Source organism: Pseudomonas sp. NY15463 (genome assembly GCF_048068415.1).
Taxonomy (GTDB): domain Bacteria; phylum Pseudomonadota; class Gammaproteobacteria; order Pseudomonadales; family Pseudomonadaceae; genus Aquipseudomonas; species Aquipseudomonas mosselii_C.
On sequence record NZ_JBLUQD010000004.1, the window covers coordinates 22,173 to 37,329 of the forward strand.

Sequence of the window (15,157 nt, forward strand, 5' to 3'; positions counted from 1 at the left end):
ATAACTTGTTGATTTAGAAGGAATCTGTGGGAGCGGGCTTGCCCGCGAACACCGGCAAAGCCGGTGCCATCCACCGAGTCGCCTGCTTCGCGGGCAAGTCGGGGCGCCGAACCGCCGCTCCCACAGGGTACGCGGAGCGCTTGCGAAATCAGTTCTCTGCGCGACAGCGCAGCCCAAAGGGCTGGGTGATCTCCTACAAAGCACGCACCGCTTTCAGGCGCCCCGCGCACAGGCACCCTGCCATCATCTTGGCTACACTCTTTGCACAGCAGCCGCGCTGCCGGGCCTCAGGCCGGCAAAGGAGTGCCCCGTGGTTCCCCGCTTCGCTGCGCGCCAACACGGCGCGATCGGCCTGATGGCTACGCTGACCCTGGGCCTGGCCCTGCTGTTCATGTTGCTGGCCGTCGACGGCGGCCGCCTCTACCTCGAACAACGCAAGCTGCAACGCATCGCTGACATGGCGGCCCTGGAAACCGCCGAGCATGGCGGTGTCTGCACCGGTAGCGGCCCGCAAGCCACGGCCTTGGCGCGGACCGCCGCCACGCGCAATGGCCACGCCGCCAGCAACCCGCTGGTCGCCAGTTGCGGCTACCTGCAAACCGGCGTCGGCAGCGTGCGCAGCTTCGTGAACGACAACACGCGCCCCGAAACGATTCGCGTCGAGGTCAGCAACACCGTCACCACCAGCGTGGCCGGCGGCCTGTTCACCCTGGTCGAGGGCAACTTTGCCCGCACGACCACCCTGCATGCCCGTGCGGTAGCGGCCAAGCCCCTGCCGCCGCAGGCGATGCTGAGCCTGCGCACGACCCTGGCAACGGTCAGCTCAAGCCAAGGCCCACTGCAGAGCGGCTTGGTCAATGCACTGGGCGGCAACCTGCAACTGGACCTGCTCGGCTGGCAAGGCATCGCCAATACCCAACTGAACCTGCTCGATTACCTCAACCAACTGGCGCTCGACCTGAATCTGAGTGCAGGCAACTACCGACAAGCGCTGGCCTTCGAAACCAGTGCCGGCAAGCTTTTGCAGGCAGCCGCCAAGGTGCTCCAGCGAGGCGGTGCGACGGCCGACGTGCTCACCAACCTGGCAAAGATCGGCGCGCAATTGCCCGCTATCGATAACCTGCAACTAGGCGACCTGCTGGATGTGCAAACCGGCGCCGTGCAATCGGGCCTGAATACCAACCTGCAACTGCTGCAATTGGTGCAAGGGGTGATACAGCTGGCGGCCAAGGAACATGGCGCCAGTGTCGATCTGCCGATCAACCTGCTGGGGCTGGCCAATGGCAAGGTGCAACTGCGAGTAATCGAACCCCAACAGATCTCGGCGGTGGGCGATCCACGGACCGACGATCTTCGCGTACATACCGCACAGATACGTGCGTTGATCTCCCTTGACCTGCCACGGCTCACTGGCGTCGCAGGGCTTACCAACGCCGTGCTCGACCTGGCAGCGCCACTGACCAACGTACTCAACAACGTGCTCGGCCTGAACCTGATGGGCACGGTGCAGTCGCTCACCTGCGCCTTGGGCGTGCCGTGCAAGGTCAGCGATATCAAATTGCTCGATGAGGTGACCCACATCGACATTGGCCTGGAAGTCGCCGAGGCGACCAGCCGCCTGCGCCCGATGCCGCCCGATGCCTACAGCTGCTCGCCAAAGACCCTGACCACCGTCACCCAGCGCTCGGCAGCAGCGATTTCGGTCGGCAGTTTCGGCGCCAATGCAAGCAAGTTCCTCACCGACGGTAGCGCCAGCACGCCCGTCCAGGCGCTGCGGCTGATCGATATCGGCACCAATGTGTGCAGCCGCTTGCTGATCCTGCCGCCCTCCTGCGGCACCCGCGTGCCTGGCGTGGGCGGCGGCCTCGGCCTGCGGGTAAATACCAAGGTCCTGGCCAGTAGCCCAGCGGAAAAACCGCTGGTGTTCAACAACCCACCCAACATTGGCCTGGCACCGGCCTACCAGAACCTGGATACCGACCAATCGCAAGTCGTCACGAGCCTGGCCGACACTTTGGCCGGCATTCACCTGGAGGCCTATCGCCCGACCACCAACAACGGCCTGGGCCTGGTGATGAATGTGACCGCAGGCCTGCTCGATGGCGTGCGTGCGCTCATCGACCCGCTGATCTGCAACCTGCTCGGCCCGCTGCTCGACCCTGTGGTCAACAGCCTGCTCAAGGGGCTGGGGGTCGACTTGGCCACCGGCCAGGTTGGGGCCAACCTCAGTTGCAGCAGCGGCCACGCTCAACTGGTGCTGTGAAGCGGCAACTCCACGCAGAAACACGCGCCCTGCTCGCCATTGGCCACGCTCAGGCAGCCGGCCATTTGACTGACGATGCCATGGCTCACCGACAACCCCAGGCCCGTGCCGACACCCGCCGGTTTGGTGGTGAAGAACGGCTCGAAGATACGCGCGTGCAGGTCGGCGGCGATACCGCCTGCGTTGTCGTCCACCAGCAGGCGCACACACGCTCCATCCAGGGCCTGACGCACACGGATCCACGGCTGCGCAGGCCGTTGTTCGAGCAGCGCATCGCGGGCATTGACCAACAGGTTGATCAGCACCTGCTCCAGTTGGTCTGGGTGGCCGAACACCAGCCCCTGCTCGGGCGGCACCTCCAGGTACAGGTTCACGCCCTTACCGTGCAGGTTTTCCTCCAGCAGCGCTCGAGCGCCCTCCACCGCGTCCCAGGCGGCAAAGCACTGGCGCTCGTGCATGGAGCGGCGACCGTACACCCGCATATGCTCGACCAGGCGCTCGGCACGGGCCACCTGAGCCTCGATACGCTGTAGCTTCTGCACCAGCCACGCGGGGTCGGCACTGCCCTGGTCCAGTCGGGTGAGGGCATTGCTCACGGCCATGCGCATGACATTGAGCGGCTGGTTGATCTCGTGCACCAAGCCTGTTGCCAACTCGCCCAAGGTGGCCATCTTGGCGCTCTGGAGCAATTGCTGCTGGCTGCGGCGCACCTCGGTGTTGTCGCGGCCCACGGCCTGGATCTCCAGCAGCTGGCCTTGCTCATCGAACAGGCCACGGTCAGCCCAGATCCACCAGGCGTGCTCACGCCCGGGTAATTGCAGGCAGATTTCCGCACTGCTGACCGGCTGCGCCGGGGTCAGCCCCTGCAAGCGTTGCACGAAGGCCTCGCGCTGGCTGGTTGACAGCCATTGCCCAAGGTCGGCGCCCACCAGTTGCGACACCGGGCATTGCAGGTACTCAGCCAAAGGCCGGTTGGCGAACACCAGGGTCAGGTCAGGGCGATAGCGGCAGATCATCGCGGGGGAGTCTTCCACCAGCACCCGATAACGCTCCTCGCTCTGGCGCATACGTTCGGCCGCATCCGCCGCCTCCGTGACATCCAGCCACAAGCCAACCACTTCGCGCGGCTGGCCCAGATCGTCACGCAACAAGCGCGCCTCGTCGAGCATCCAGTGATAACTGCCACGGGCATCGCGCAACCGGTAACGGCAGCGGACGTGGCCATCGTGCAGCAGGCTGCGGGTGCGCTCCAGCCACAGCGAGCGGTCGTCCGGGTGCACCGCCAGACCCGGCTGGCGCGCCTGCTCGCTGTCGGTGCTCCAACCCAGCAACGGCGCCAGGCTTGCGCTGAAAAAATCCCCATACAGCGCGCCTTCGGCGTAACGCTGCACATAGATCACTGCAGGCGAACTGGCGATCAGGTTCTCCAGTCGCGCCTGGGCCGCAGCGGCATGCTGCTCTTGCTGCTTGAGCGCGCTGATGTCGAGCAGAAAACCGCGCAGGCGAGTGCCTTGGCGCTGTCCGGCCCAATGCAGCCAGCGCGGCGACGCGTGCGCCAGGCGCAGGCCGATGTTCAACCCCTGGCCTTCATGGGCCTGCGCCAGAGCCAGTTGCGCCGCCTCGCGGTCAGCCGGATGCACCTGCGCCAGCCACTGCGCCTGGCTCATTTGCTGGGGCAGCTCGAACGACGCGGCGACGGCCGGGTCCAGTTGCAAGTCGGCCCCTTCCGGCCACTCCCACCAGCCAGCGCCCAATTGTTGCTGGAGGTCATCCAGTTGCCCCGCCTGACGCCGTAACTGCTGGTGGCGGTGGCGAGCCAGAAGCGGCTCGATCAAGGTCCGCGCCAAGGCCAGGGCCATGTCAGCCGGCGGCGCCTGGGCTGGCGCCGCGCACAGCAACCAGGCCTCGGCATCCCGGCCTTGGCGATAAGGCACCACATACAGCGCAACGCCACCGCACAGCGCCTGTAACTCGGGTTCGTCGCGGATTTGTTGCGGTACGGCGGCCGGTAGGCGTTGCAACCAAGCCTGCAAACGGCTGTCATCGGGCCAGGGCCAGTGTCGATCACTGTCGGCATAGTGGCGCCAGCCACCGGGATCACGCAGCATCAGGCGCAACGCTCGGGCCTGCCAGTGCTCGGCCAATAGTTGCAACTGCTCGCAGGCGGTCTGCTCCAGGCGTTCGGCACCGCACTCACGCAGGGCGTGGCCGATTTCACTGAACAACGGTCGCTGGCGGTCCCAGCGTTGCTCGCGCAGCAGATCGCCGACATCGAACAATTGCAACAGCCACCCTTCGGCCTGGCGCTGCAACCAGCCACGGGTGGTCAAGGCATGCCCGACCACGGTCTGAAAATCCAGGTCCAGCGCCTGGCCCTGCCAGTCGGCAGGCTCGCCTTCGAGCACCAGCCAGCTGTGCGGTAGCAGATAATCGTGCACGCGCGCGCTCGGCTGCGTGGGCAAGGCCAGCAAGGTGCGCAGCGGGCCGCCCAGGCGTAGCACCCGGGCCTGATCGTCGAGCCACACTTGCAGGCCGACCGGCGCGGGCAGCTGGGCTGGCTCGATAGGCGCAGGGGCCGCGCGCCAGCGGTCGAAAAGGCCGCCGCTCACAGTTGCAGGCTCGCTTGGGCTTGCAGGCGTTCAGGCAGTTTCGGCACAGAGCCGATCACCGGCAGCACCAGCACCGGCACCACGCGCTCAAGGCGCTCGCGAGGGTAGTCGATGGCCACGGTTAACAGCTTGTCGGCCCCTATCGTCACCCGGGTATCGCTGCTCACGCTGAAGCCCAGCGCGCTCGGCATCCAGGCCAGTTGCTGGCCGATCACCTGGCGCGCCAGGCCCTGCACATCCTGGGCATAGGTGGCACTGGTCGGGTCAACTGCCACGCAGCGGCGCACCGCCTCGCTGCTGGCCTGGTTGAACGCTTGCAGCATCAACATCGGCAAGGCGTAGCTGACCAGTCCATAGAACACCGCGAAAAACACCATGAATACCGCGACAAACTCGATGGCTGCCGCGCCTTTTTGCTTCCGAACTGGGCTTGCCTGCATGTTCGCGTCTACCCTGACAGTAAGACTTGTCTGAGAGCATAGAACCGTTCAACGAATAGGGATGGCGATTAGCCAATGCAAAGCATTGTTCTCCTGATGTGGCTTGCCTTGTGCACCGAACAAGATGTCCGTGAACGGCAGATCTCCAACGCCCTCACCCTGGGTGTAGCGTCCTGCGCGCTGGTCTGGCTGTTCGCCACCGGTCATAGCTGGATCGGGGCCGATGCCAGCGATGCTGGCTGGGCCTTGGCCATCGTCATGCTGCTCACCCTGCCCGGCTACATGCTCGGTCGCTTCGGGGCCGGTGACGTCAAGCTGATGGGCGCACTGGCCCTGTCCACCAGCCCGCAGTACGTGCTAGGCACCTTCATCGGCGCCGGCATCACCGTTGTGGCGTGGCTGCTGGGCCGCCGCCGCCTGTGGACGCTGCTCAATCCCAAGCTGAAAAAACGCCTGCAAAAGCTTGCCGAAGAGGTGGGTGACAAACAGCCATTCGCCCCCTACGTCTTGGCAGGCTTTCTGCTGACTGCCGTCTGGATCCAATAAAACTACCGTACAGCAGAATGCAGGCAACCTGCCATGACAGAACCGTAAAGCGCGACTAGCTTTCTTGCTGCCAGAGAGACTGGTCCGGGAGCAGGGCCGATACAACAGGGAGTTGAATGTGAACAAGCCGGTCAGTGAGGTAAAAGTGCTGGTAGTCGATGATCAACCTTTGATCGTCGAGGAGTTATGCGAGTTTCTCGAAAGCCAGGGGTATCGCTGTGTCCCGGCCAACTCCAGCGAGCAGGCGATCGAGCGCTACCGAGGCGACGACGCAATTGGCCTGGTGCTGTGCGACCTGCATATGCCCGAGCGCGATGGTATCGAGCTGGTGCGGGCGCTCAAGCAGATCGCCGGCAACCAGCGAATGTTCGAAGCCATCATGCTCACCGGACGCGCCGACAAACAGGACGTGATCCGAGCCCTGCGCGAAGGCTTTGCCGACTATTACCAGAAGCCCATGGACTTGGACGAACTGCTCGAAGGGCTGCGCCGCCAGGAACAGGCTTTGCTCGAGCGGCGACGTAACTTCCGCGAGCTGGGTAGCCTCAACCAGCGCTTGCAGGAGCTTGCCGACTCGATCGAGGAACTCTACCAAGACCTCGAAAAAGCCCGCGGCCAAGGCGTGCACCGCCGTGCAGGCGACCATGACGAGAGTGATCCAGAGCTGCCGGCTGCGTTCGAAAAACTGTCGCCACGTCAATTGGAGGTGGCCAAGCTGGTGAGCAAGGGCAAGACCAATTATCAGATCGCCTGTGAGCTGGGCATCACCGAAAACACGGTCAAGCTTTACGTCTCACAGGTACTGCGCCTGACCCACATGCATAACCGCACGCAGCTGGCGCTGGCGTTGTCGCCAGGCGCCTCGCCGATACATCAGCGCTTCACCACCCACTAAACACGCCGCCCCCCGAGCCACGGCATCGGCCTCAGCGCCAGATTCTGCGTGTGTATTGGGCGCGGCGCTGGGTGGCTTGCACAACGGCCCCACTCAGTTGTTCGATGAGTTGATCTTGCTCCAACGGTAGAAATCGGGAATCGCGTACTTGTAGCTGTCCAACCAACGCTGCATCGCCTGGTCACGCTCCTTTTCAGTCTGTACCTGCGGCACCTTCGATGCTTCGCGATTGCTGGCCTGGAGCGTCAGCCAAGTCTGCGTCTCGCGCTCGGGGCGTACCGGGTGGGTGGCGTCTTCGGCCATCGCGAGCGCAGGCAAGGCCAGACAGGCCAGTAACGTCGCGTACTTGAGCATGTTCACCTCCCGATCAGTTGACTACCGCCGTGGCCTGCGTGGCGGCGGCCAGCGGGCCACGTCCGCCGGCCTTGAGCTGCTGCGCACGGGCCTGAGCCTGGGCGAACTGCGCTGGTGCCAGGTGCAGGCGCTTGACCAGATCCTCGGCCTGGGCCCAGTTGTCCTGGACCAGCGCCAAAGCCACCAGGTTGATCGCCGGCAGCGGGTTGTCGTCCTTGAGTTCGATGGCCGTGAGAAACTCGAACCGCGCCTGTTCGGCGTGCCCCAGGTTCATCTGCACCACGCCCAGGTCATTGCGCACCTTCTCGTTGGTGGGTGCCAGACGCACGGCGCGTTGCAGGTGGCTCAGCGCCTGTACCTCATCGCCCCGTGCCGATGCCAGTTGCCCCAGGCCATGCTCGCCTTCAGCCGCCAGGCAACCACCCAGCAGGCTGCGGTACAGCGGCTCGGCCTGACTGCGCCCGAGCAGGCGCAGCACCTTGGCCTTTCGCAGGCGCACCTGATCGAGGCCATCGGGCAGTTGCTCAAGGTGCGCCAGCCCCGCATGGGGGCGCCCCTCGGCAATCAGCTGGTCAGCCATGTCCAAGCTCATCTGCTGGTTCGCATCCGGCTTGGCGCAGCTGTCGCCACCGAACATTCCCCCCAGAACGGTGGACTGTTGACCGGCGCAGCCGCTCAGCAGCAGGCCAGTGAGTACCATGATCGCTCGCATCGTGCCCTCCTTCAGGATCCCAAAGCCCGCGCCAGCGCGGAAAACCCAGGCCCGGCCAGAACGATGAGCAAGGCCGGGAACAGGAACAGCATCATCACCGCCGACATTTTTGCCGACATCTTCGACACACGCTCCTGCAACCCGGTCAGGCGCCGGTCATCGAGCAGCGCTTTGAGTGCCTGCAACGACTTCATCGAACCACTGCCCTGGGTCAACAGTTGCTGGAGGATCACACAGGTGTCAGTGAACTCCTCCACTGCCAGCAGGCGCGCAGCCTTATCCAACGCCGGCCCCAAGGCCAACCCCGAATCCACCCGTTGCAGCACCAGGCGTAGTTCGCTGCTGACCTGCGGCAACAGCGTGCGCCCCTCGTGGGCCAACACCCGCAACGCCTGCTCCACCGCAAGCCCGGTCTCGAACAGGATGCGCAGCAACGGGATCAACATGCTCACTTCACGGGCAATCTGGCGCTGGCGCCGCGCCGCAGCCGCCGCTAGCAGGCGCTTGGGCAGCAGATAACCGGCGCCCAGTGCACACAGCACCAAGACGCCCCAACTGCTGCCGCGCGCCCCCGACAGGCCGTGAGCCATCAGCCACGCCGCCCCACCGGCCAGCAGCGGCAAGCCCAGTTGCAGCGCCGCGAACAACGCACGCTGGCGGGTAAGTCGCCAGCCAACGCGATCGAGCAGCGCTTGGGTCTCGCCATCGAGCCGTTGCAGGCGCTGGCCCAGCGCGCTGTTGCCCAGCCACAGCAACCAGTCGCCCAGGCGCTCTTCGCGCCCCAGCTGCCCTTGCAGGCGCCGCGCCACGCGTTGCTGGGCGCGCCACTGCCGGGCGCTCTGCCAGGCCAACAGGGCGAACCCGGCAAGCAGACACAAGGCGCACACCAACCAGGCCATGCTCACAGGCTCCTCATCATGCGCCACAGCACCAGGCAACCCATGGCCTGCAAAGCGAAAGCCAGCAGCAGCATGCGCTGCCCGCTGGGGTCTTGCCACATGGCCAGCAGGTAACCTGGATTGGCCATCAGGAAATAGCCCACCATCCCCAAGGGCAAGGCCCCCAGTATCCACGCGGTAATCCGCGTTTCACCGGTCATCGCGCGCAGCTGACGCCCGCCCTGCTCACGCTCGCGGATCAACTTGATCAAGCTCTCCATCAGTTCGCTGGCGTTGCCGCCATGTCGCTGATTGATACGCAGGCCCAGCGCCAGCAGGCGCAACTCGTCCGCACGGTACAGTTCAGCCCACTCATTGACGGCATCGTGCAACGGCACGCCGAGTTGCACGTTGCGCTGCACGCGCTGCAGGGTCGAGCGCAACGGCTCGCGAGTGGCCTCGATCGCGCCAAGCACCGCGTCGTTCAGGGTACGCCCGGCCTTGAGGCTGCGCACGCTATAGTCCAGCAGGCCAGGCAATTGCTCGATGATCTGGCGCAACCGACGCTGGCACTGCCAGCGCAGAGCGAAATACCCCAGTAACGGCAATCCGAGCAGCGCCAGCACCGCCGCCCCGGTGCCCGCCAACAATCCCGTCAGCACCACCGTCGCGAGCCAGGCGAGCAACCAGGTGCGCAAGCTGAACGCGCCCTGTGCCAAGCCCGCGCGCTGCAAAAGCGGGTCGAGCCAGTCGTGCTGCACCGCACGCGAGCGCACCACCTGGTAGGCCCGTCCCAAGCGCTCCAGGATGCGCTCCTCGCCGCGTTTTTGCCGGGCCAGGCGCAGCAACAGCAGCGCCACCCCCAACAGCAGTGGCGACAGTGCCAGCAGCAACGGCCCCATCAGCGCAGGCCCTCATGGCGCAGCTTATCCCCGACCGGCTGCGGTGCCTCGCGCAGGAAGCCGTCGCCGCCGTGGCGGTCGAGGCGAAACAGCACATGGGTCACGTAGACATCGTCACGCACCCCGACCACTTCGAGGATTTCACTGACACAGCGCCGACCGTCAGCCAGGCGAGTCAGTTGAATCACCACATCCAGCGCCGCGCAGATCATCTGCCGCAAGGTCTTTTCAGCGACTTGCCGGCCAGTCAGGCCAACCAGCGTCTCCAGGCGCAACAGGGCATCCTGGGCGCTGTTGGCGTGCACTGTGCTCATCGAACCATCGTGGCCGGTGTTCATCGCGGTCAGCACATCGACCACCTCGGCGCCTCGGATTTCGCCCAGGATGATCCGGTCCGGGCGCATGCGCAGGGCATTGCGGATCAGTTCGCTGGCCTTGATCTCGCCGTGACCCTCGGCATTCGGCGGACGGGTCTCCAGGCGCACCACATGCGGATGGTTCAACTGCAACTCAGCCACGTCCTCGATAGTCACCAGACGCTCCTGAGCCGCGATCATCTGGCTGAGGATGTTCAGCAAGGTGGTCTTGCCGGTGCCGGTGCCGCCGCTGACCAGGATGTTGCAGCGCCGCCCCACGGCACGTTCGAGGAAGTCGAAGATGGCTTGGTCGATGGCCCGAGTCGCCAGCAGGTCGGCGCTCTTGAGCATGTCCTGGCGGAACTTGCGGATCGACAGGCACGGCCCATCGAGTGCCACCGGCGGGATGATCGCATTGACCCGGCTGCCGTCAGGCATGCGCGCATCGACCATCGGCGAGGACTCGTCTAGGCGCCGCCCCAACGGCGCCAGAATGCGCTGCATGACCCGCTCTACGTGGTGAGCGTCGATGAAGCGCAGGTCGGTGCGCTGCAACAACCCGGCGCGCTCGACGAACACCCGATACGGGCCGTTGACCAGAATTTCGGTCACGCTCGCATCGCGCAGCAGCACCTCCAACGGCCCATAGCCGGTCAGTTCGTCGACGATTTCCTCGCCAAGGCGCTCCATTTCATAGCGCGACAGGGCCAGGCGCAGACGCGCCACGTAGTCGCCCACCTGCTCCAACACGAACTGCGCCAAAGCCGGGCGCGCCCCTTCGAGCAGGTTACGGCCACTGTCCTCGATCGCATCGATCACGTGCCGGTGCAAAGCCCGCTTGAGCACCTGCGGATCATTGCCCGCATGACGCGTGCCGCCAAATGGCTGGTCCTGGCTCATCGGCTCCCCCACAGTCGGCGCAGCCAGGTGTAGCTGGGCGTGGCGAGGTTTTCCGAACGCCGCGCCAGGCGCTCGCCAAGGCTGCGTAGCGCTTGGGTGAGCGCTTCGCGTGGGGCCAGTTCGAACAGGCTCAGGCCCTGGTTCTTGGCGTTCAGGCGCAGCTCGGGGCTGTAGGGCATGATGCGCAGCAGCGGCAAACCATAGCGCTTGGCCAAGGCCTCGGCATCCGGGGCCACGTTGCGCATGAAACGATCGACCAACAGGCTTGCATGATCGAGCTTGATGCCACGGTCACGCCATTGTTCGAGCACTTCCAGGTTACGCCGGCAATCCAGGATGTTCTGGTCGGTGTAAACGATCAGCTTGTCGCAATGGCTGGTGATGGTGCGTACAGCCTCGCTGTCCATCTGCCCGGTGAGATTGACCACGATATGCTGGAAGTGCTGGCGTAAGGCACTGAGCAGCATGTACAGCTCGGCCGGGCTGGTTTTCCTCAGGGGCTCGTCGTCACTGGCGTAGGCGAGGATGCGCAGCCCGCCCTTGTCGCGTGCGAAGGCGCTGTCGATCAGGGTGGTATCGAGTCTGCGCAAATGGCGCAGCGCATCGCCGAAATGAAACGAGGCCTCCAGCCCCAACAGCGCCAGGCTGTCGCCGCGTGGCAGGCCCATGTCCAGCAGCAGGGTTTGCTGGCCGCTCTCCTGCACCACCCGCGCCAGGTGCGTGGTGAGCAGCGCGCCGTCAGCGCTGCGCTGGGCGCCGAACACCACGGTAAGGCCACCCAGACTCGGGTTGTTGGTCACCGTCGGCAAGCGCTTGCCCAGGCGTCGCACCAGTCCAGCCACTTCGCTGGCGCGCGAGCCGTAGGCGACAAAATCCCGCGCCCCCGCGCGCATGGCGTGGAGCACCAGCTGATTGTCCATGCCATCGCCCAGGGCCACGACGGCCAGCATCGGCTTGGCCTCCAGCATGCCTTCGATCAGCGCGCATTGGGCCACCAGTTGCTCGCGATCCAGGCCGATGAACACCAGGTTGCTGAAGGTCACATCGACCAACGCCAGCAACTCGTCGAGGCTGCCACCGCTGGCACCGATCACCTGCCCCAACGGCGCCAGGGCACCCTGTAGCCAGAGCAGGTCGTCCTCGTTGCGGGTCAGGGCCAGGTAGGTGTGGTTGTGCTGTTCGTTCATTGGGACAACCCGTCACGGCTTTCAAAGTGGCCGTTTTCCATAAAGAACAGTTGCCCCCAGCTGGGGTCGTAGGTACGCAGTGCCTCGCCCGGCAACGCTGGCAGCCGGGCATTGGCTGCCAGCGGCTGAACCAGGTGCGGGGTGACGATCATCAGCAGCTCGGTCTCCTCGCGGTTGAGGGTCGACTGGCGGAACAGCGCGCCAATGATCGGCAAATTGCCCAGCCCTGGCAGCTTGTCCACGTTCGAACGCACGTTGCTGCTGATCAGCCCGCTGATGATGAAACTTTCGCCATCGGCCAGCGAGATGCTGGTGTCGGTGCGCCGTACGCTCAGCGCTGGCACTCGGGTACCGGCGATGGTCACGGCGTTGCTGAAGTCCAGCTCACTGACCTCCGGCGCCACCTTGAGGGTGATGCGGTCACGACTGACGACTGTGGGGGTCAACGCCAGACGCACGCCGAACTCCTTGTACTCGATCGACACGTTGTCGCTGCCACTGCTCGGCACCGGGATCGGCACCTCGCCGCCGGCCAGGAAACTGGCGGTCAGGCCACTGAGCACGGTCAGGCTGGGGCGCGCGAGGGTGTAGGCGAAACCGCTGTTCTCCAACGCGTTGATCATCGCCAGGAAGCGTCCGTTATTGCCGCCAAGGACGATATTGAACACCTCGTCATTCAGCGCGACCCCAGGTGTCACGTTAGGCCGTGCGGTGGCCCCAGGCACCGTTCCGGGCGAGCCGATCAGGCTGTTGGAGCCCTTGAAGAACAGCCGCGCACCGGCTTCCTTGTATTGGCTGCGGCGCACTTCGACGAAGCGGATATCGGCCTGGACCTGGGTCGGCAGCTCGGCCTGAGCGCCCGCCAGTGGCATGGCTTCGGCCATGTCGGCGCTGGCCCGGCCCTTGACGAACAACATGGCCCGGTGCGGCGCCGCGCTACAGGCGCTCCACAACATCAGGCTGGTGCTGCCCTGCCCCACGGCCGTCAGCAACACCGCCCGCTCGCCACTGGGCTGAACATCGGCGACCTTCGGTTCACCGACCGCCGCCCGCGTGATGGCCACCGGTAGCCGCAGCTCCTGTTGCAGGCCTTGGTCGATCTCGATCACCGACGGCAGTTGGTCGAACCCGGCGCAGCGTTGCGTGGCCGCCTGGGCATCAGGCGCCAAGGCCAGGCACAGCAGTGTCGAGAGCGGCGTGAAGCGGCGCAAAGTACTACGCATACGTGCATCCTTGCCGGTTCAGGGCGTGGGGTTCGCCGGGCCCGCCTGGGCACCGCGAATGATCTGCATGGCTGGGGCGCCAGCGACCGCAGCCGGGTTAGCCAGGGGCACCTGGGACAACTGGCTGAAGCGGTACAGTTCGCGCTTGGCGGCGCCCACCTGGGCCTCGCTCTGCTCGCCAGCCCAGTAGCGCGCCAGCAGTTGCTCATCGGCGCTACGCACCGCCAGGCGCAAGGTGCCGACCTGCGCCGCCAGCATCAGCCGACTGGCCAGGGCCTGGGGCACAGCCAGCCCCACGTTACGTATCGCGCTGCCGCTGCTGGCACGCAGGTCGCGGCTGGCCTTGAGGTCTTCGGCGCTCTGGGCCGGACGGCCATCGTTGGCAAGGCCGGTCTGCAAGTCGACGCTGAGCACCCGCAAAGCCGGCAATACCACCTGGGCGGACGACTGCGGATTGTTGTTCTCCTCACGCAGAAACAGCAGCACGTCCACATAGTCGCCAGGACGCAACTGACCGCCTGCGCCAACCACATCGTCCACCGCCACCGCCACCGCTCGCTCATTGGCGCGAATCATGCGCGCCAGGGGGCCGCCGCTGGTAAAGCTCGACGCGTCAAGCCAGGTTCCTGCGGCCAAGGTGCGCGTGCTGCTGCGCCCCAGTACCTGCTCGACCTGCTCGAAGGCGCCCTCAGGTACGACCTGCAAGCGCTCGATGAGGACGTCGTCAGCGCTGATCGGGGTGTTGGCTGGCAACGTCTTGCGCAGCACCACGATGGGTGAGCGCGCCGGCTCAGGCGGCGCGGCGGGTGCCGGCGCAATCGTCGGCTCAGCGCTGCTCGCAGCGACGACGGGCACCGCTGTCGGCGCAGCCGCTGGCGGACGACTCAGGCGCAAGCCCCAATAACCGGCCAGCAGGGCGGCGAACAAGAACAGGCCCGCAAGCATCATGGTCAAGCGACTGCTCATTTGCGCCCTCCCTGTGCTCGGCTCGCTACTGGCATAAAGTAACTATTTCGCTATTGCAAGGTAGCCGAACCGTTCCAATCCGCCATTACCCACCAAGCGTTTTTCGAGCCATGAAATTGACACTTCCATAAAACAGAAACTTACAAAGTCTGTTGCGGCCCCCTACTTTTGGAATAATGCCTTCATACACTTGCAGGTTGGCCAAGCAGGGCAATGATGATGGCAAAGGGGTGTCATTCCGACGCCAACTACCGGCGCCTCGCCGCGCAAGGAGCAATGCCATGCTGCTGCAACAGATCCTCCTGCATTGCAAAACCTTCATTCAACGCAAGGACGGTGCCTCCGGCATCGAGTACGCGGTCATCGCGGCCATGGTCGCGGTGGTATTGGCCGGTTTCGTCACGCCGATCTCGGGCGAGGTGGAAAACATCATGAACACCATCAAGAACGCCATTACCCAGTGATCCGCTGAGCTTCGGGGGCCCCCATGCCGATGCTGCGTGAACAGATTCTGCTGGTGGACGATGAGCAAGAGGCGCTCGAGGAATTGGCCGAGTTGCTGGAGCACCAGGGTTTCTGCTGCTTTACTGCCAGTTCGGTGTCGCAGGCGTTGAAACAGCTGACCCGCCACCCCGACACAGCACTGGTCATCACCGACCTGCGTATGCCCGAGGAAAGTGGCCTGAGCCTGATCCAGCGCCTACGCGACCACACCGCACGCCAGCACCTGCCGGTGATCGTGATGTCCGGCCACGCTGACATGGACGATGTCAGCGACCTGTTGCGCCTGCAAGTGCTCGACCTGTTCCGCAAGCCGATCTACCACGCACGCTTACTGGAAACCCTGGACAACCTGTTCCCCAAAGCGCTGCAGCAGCAGGTGAGATGAGCCGGCCTGGCACGTCCTGAAACCTTGATAAGCGCGA

15 protein-coding genes are annotated in these 15,157 nt (G+C 64.9%); 5 read left to right on the forward strand and 10 right to left on the reverse strand.

From position 1 onward, the window contains the following. The first annotated feature begins 310 nt into the window (after window positions 1-310). Window positions 311-2,263, forward strand: coding sequence for a pilus assembly protein TadG-related protein (locus ACNFIC_RS10910; RefSeq protein WP_416780992.1), 1,953 nt, complete (start codon window positions 311-313; stop codon window positions 2,261-2,263). Here the strand turns inward: ACNFIC_RS10910 and ACNFIC_RS10915 are convergent. Then, entirely contained in the window at window positions 2,248-4,872 is a 2,625-nt protein-coding gene (locus tag ACNFIC_RS10915; protein WP_416780993.1) for an ATP-binding protein, read from the reverse strand. The two genes, ACNFIC_RS10910 and ACNFIC_RS10915, sit on opposite strands and share 16 nt — an antisense overlap. After that, window positions 4,869-5,312 (reverse strand): TadE/TadG family type IV pilus assembly protein, encoded by a 444-nt coding sequence (locus ACNFIC_RS10920; RefSeq protein WP_138221253.1) that lies wholly within the window; start codon window positions 5,310-5,312, stop codon window positions 4,869-4,871. Before ACNFIC_RS10920 ends, ACNFIC_RS10915 begins: the two co-directional genes overlap by 4 nt. Before the next feature lie 75 nt (window positions 5,313-5,387). On the opposite strand from ACNFIC_RS10920, the gene ACNFIC_RS10925 reads away from it, so the two are divergent. Next, on the forward strand, window positions 5,388-5,858 hold the full coding sequence (locus ACNFIC_RS10925) for an A24 family peptidase (RefSeq protein WP_138221252.1): 471 nt from the start codon (window positions 5,388-5,390) through the stop codon (window positions 5,856-5,858). Between the two features lie 118 nt (window positions 5,859-5,976). Beyond that, window positions 5,977-6,753, forward strand: coding sequence for a response regulator transcription factor (locus ACNFIC_RS10930; protein ID WP_138221251.1), 777 nt, complete (start codon window positions 5,977-5,979; stop codon window positions 6,751-6,753). 93 nt (window positions 6,754-6,846) lie between these two features. On the opposite strand, the gene ACNFIC_RS10935 is transcribed toward ACNFIC_RS10930, so the two are convergent. Genes ACNFIC_RS10935 through cpaB form a run of 8 tightly spaced genes read right to left on the reverse strand, consistent with a single transcriptional unit; the run spans window position 6,847 to window position 14,231 of the window. Next, window positions 6,847-7,107 carry a DUF3613 domain-containing protein gene (locus ACNFIC_RS10935; protein WP_138221250.1) on the reverse strand — a complete coding sequence of 87 codons (261 nt, stop codon included), beginning with the start codon at window positions 7,105-7,107 and terminating at the stop codon, window positions 6,847-6,849. Window positions 7,108-7,120: 13 nt separating this feature from the next. Next, complete coding sequence (locus ACNFIC_RS10940; RefSeq protein ID WP_416780994.1) at window positions 7,121-7,819, reverse strand: tetratricopeptide repeat protein; 699 nt, start codon at window positions 7,817-7,819, stop codon at window positions 7,121-7,123. An 11-nt stretch (window positions 7,820-7,830) separates the two neighbouring features. Next, on the reverse strand, window positions 7,831-8,718 hold the full coding sequence (locus ACNFIC_RS10945; RefSeq protein WP_416780995.1) for a type II secretion system F family protein: 888 nt from the start codon (window positions 8,716-8,718) through the stop codon (window positions 7,831-7,833). Window positions 8,719-8,720: 2 nt separating this feature from the next. Continuing rightward, on the reverse strand, window positions 8,721-9,602 hold the full coding sequence (locus ACNFIC_RS10950) for a type II secretion system F family protein (RefSeq protein WP_138221247.1): 882 nt from the start codon (window positions 9,600-9,602) through the stop codon (window positions 8,721-8,723). Then, the gene (locus ACNFIC_RS10955; protein WP_138221246.1) at window positions 9,599-10,855 is read right to left on the reverse strand and encodes a CpaF family protein; all 1,257 of its coding nucleotides are present in this window, start codon (window positions 10,853-10,855) and stop codon (window positions 9,599-9,601) included. The genes ACNFIC_RS10950 and ACNFIC_RS10955 overlap by 4 nt, the downstream gene beginning before the upstream one ends. Further along, entirely contained in the window at window positions 10,852-12,042 is a 1,191-nt protein-coding gene (locus ACNFIC_RS10960) for a pilus assembly protein (protein ID WP_138221245.1), read from the reverse strand. The genes ACNFIC_RS10955 and ACNFIC_RS10960 overlap by 4 nt, the downstream gene beginning before the upstream one ends. Further along, window positions 12,039-13,265 (reverse strand): type II and III secretion system protein family protein, encoded by a 1,227-nt coding sequence (locus ACNFIC_RS10965; RefSeq protein ID WP_138221244.1) that lies wholly within the window; start codon window positions 13,263-13,265, stop codon window positions 12,039-12,041. The genes ACNFIC_RS10960 and ACNFIC_RS10965 overlap by 4 nt, the downstream gene beginning before the upstream one ends. Before the next feature lie 18 nt (window positions 13,266-13,283). After that, window positions 13,284-14,231 (reverse strand): Flp pilus assembly protein CpaB, encoded by a 948-nt coding sequence (gene cpaB / locus ACNFIC_RS10970; RefSeq protein ID WP_416780996.1) that lies wholly within the window; start codon window positions 14,229-14,231, stop codon window positions 13,284-13,286. A 281-nt stretch (window positions 14,232-14,512) separates the two neighbouring features. Between cpaB and ACNFIC_RS10975 the strand changes: the two genes are divergently transcribed. Both ACNFIC_RS10975 and ACNFIC_RS10980 read left to right on the forward strand, forming a co-directional pair. Further along, on the forward strand, window positions 14,513-14,695 hold the full coding sequence (locus ACNFIC_RS10975) for a Flp family type IVb pilin (RefSeq protein WP_138221242.1): 183 nt from the start codon (window positions 14,513-14,515) through the stop codon (window positions 14,693-14,695). Between the two features lie 23 nt (window positions 14,696-14,718). Further along, window positions 14,719-15,120 (forward strand): response regulator, encoded by a 402-nt coding sequence (locus ACNFIC_RS10980; RefSeq protein ID WP_138221241.1) that lies wholly within the window; start codon window positions 14,719-14,721, stop codon window positions 15,118-15,120. The last annotated feature ends 37 nt before the right edge of the window (window positions 15,121-15,157 follow it).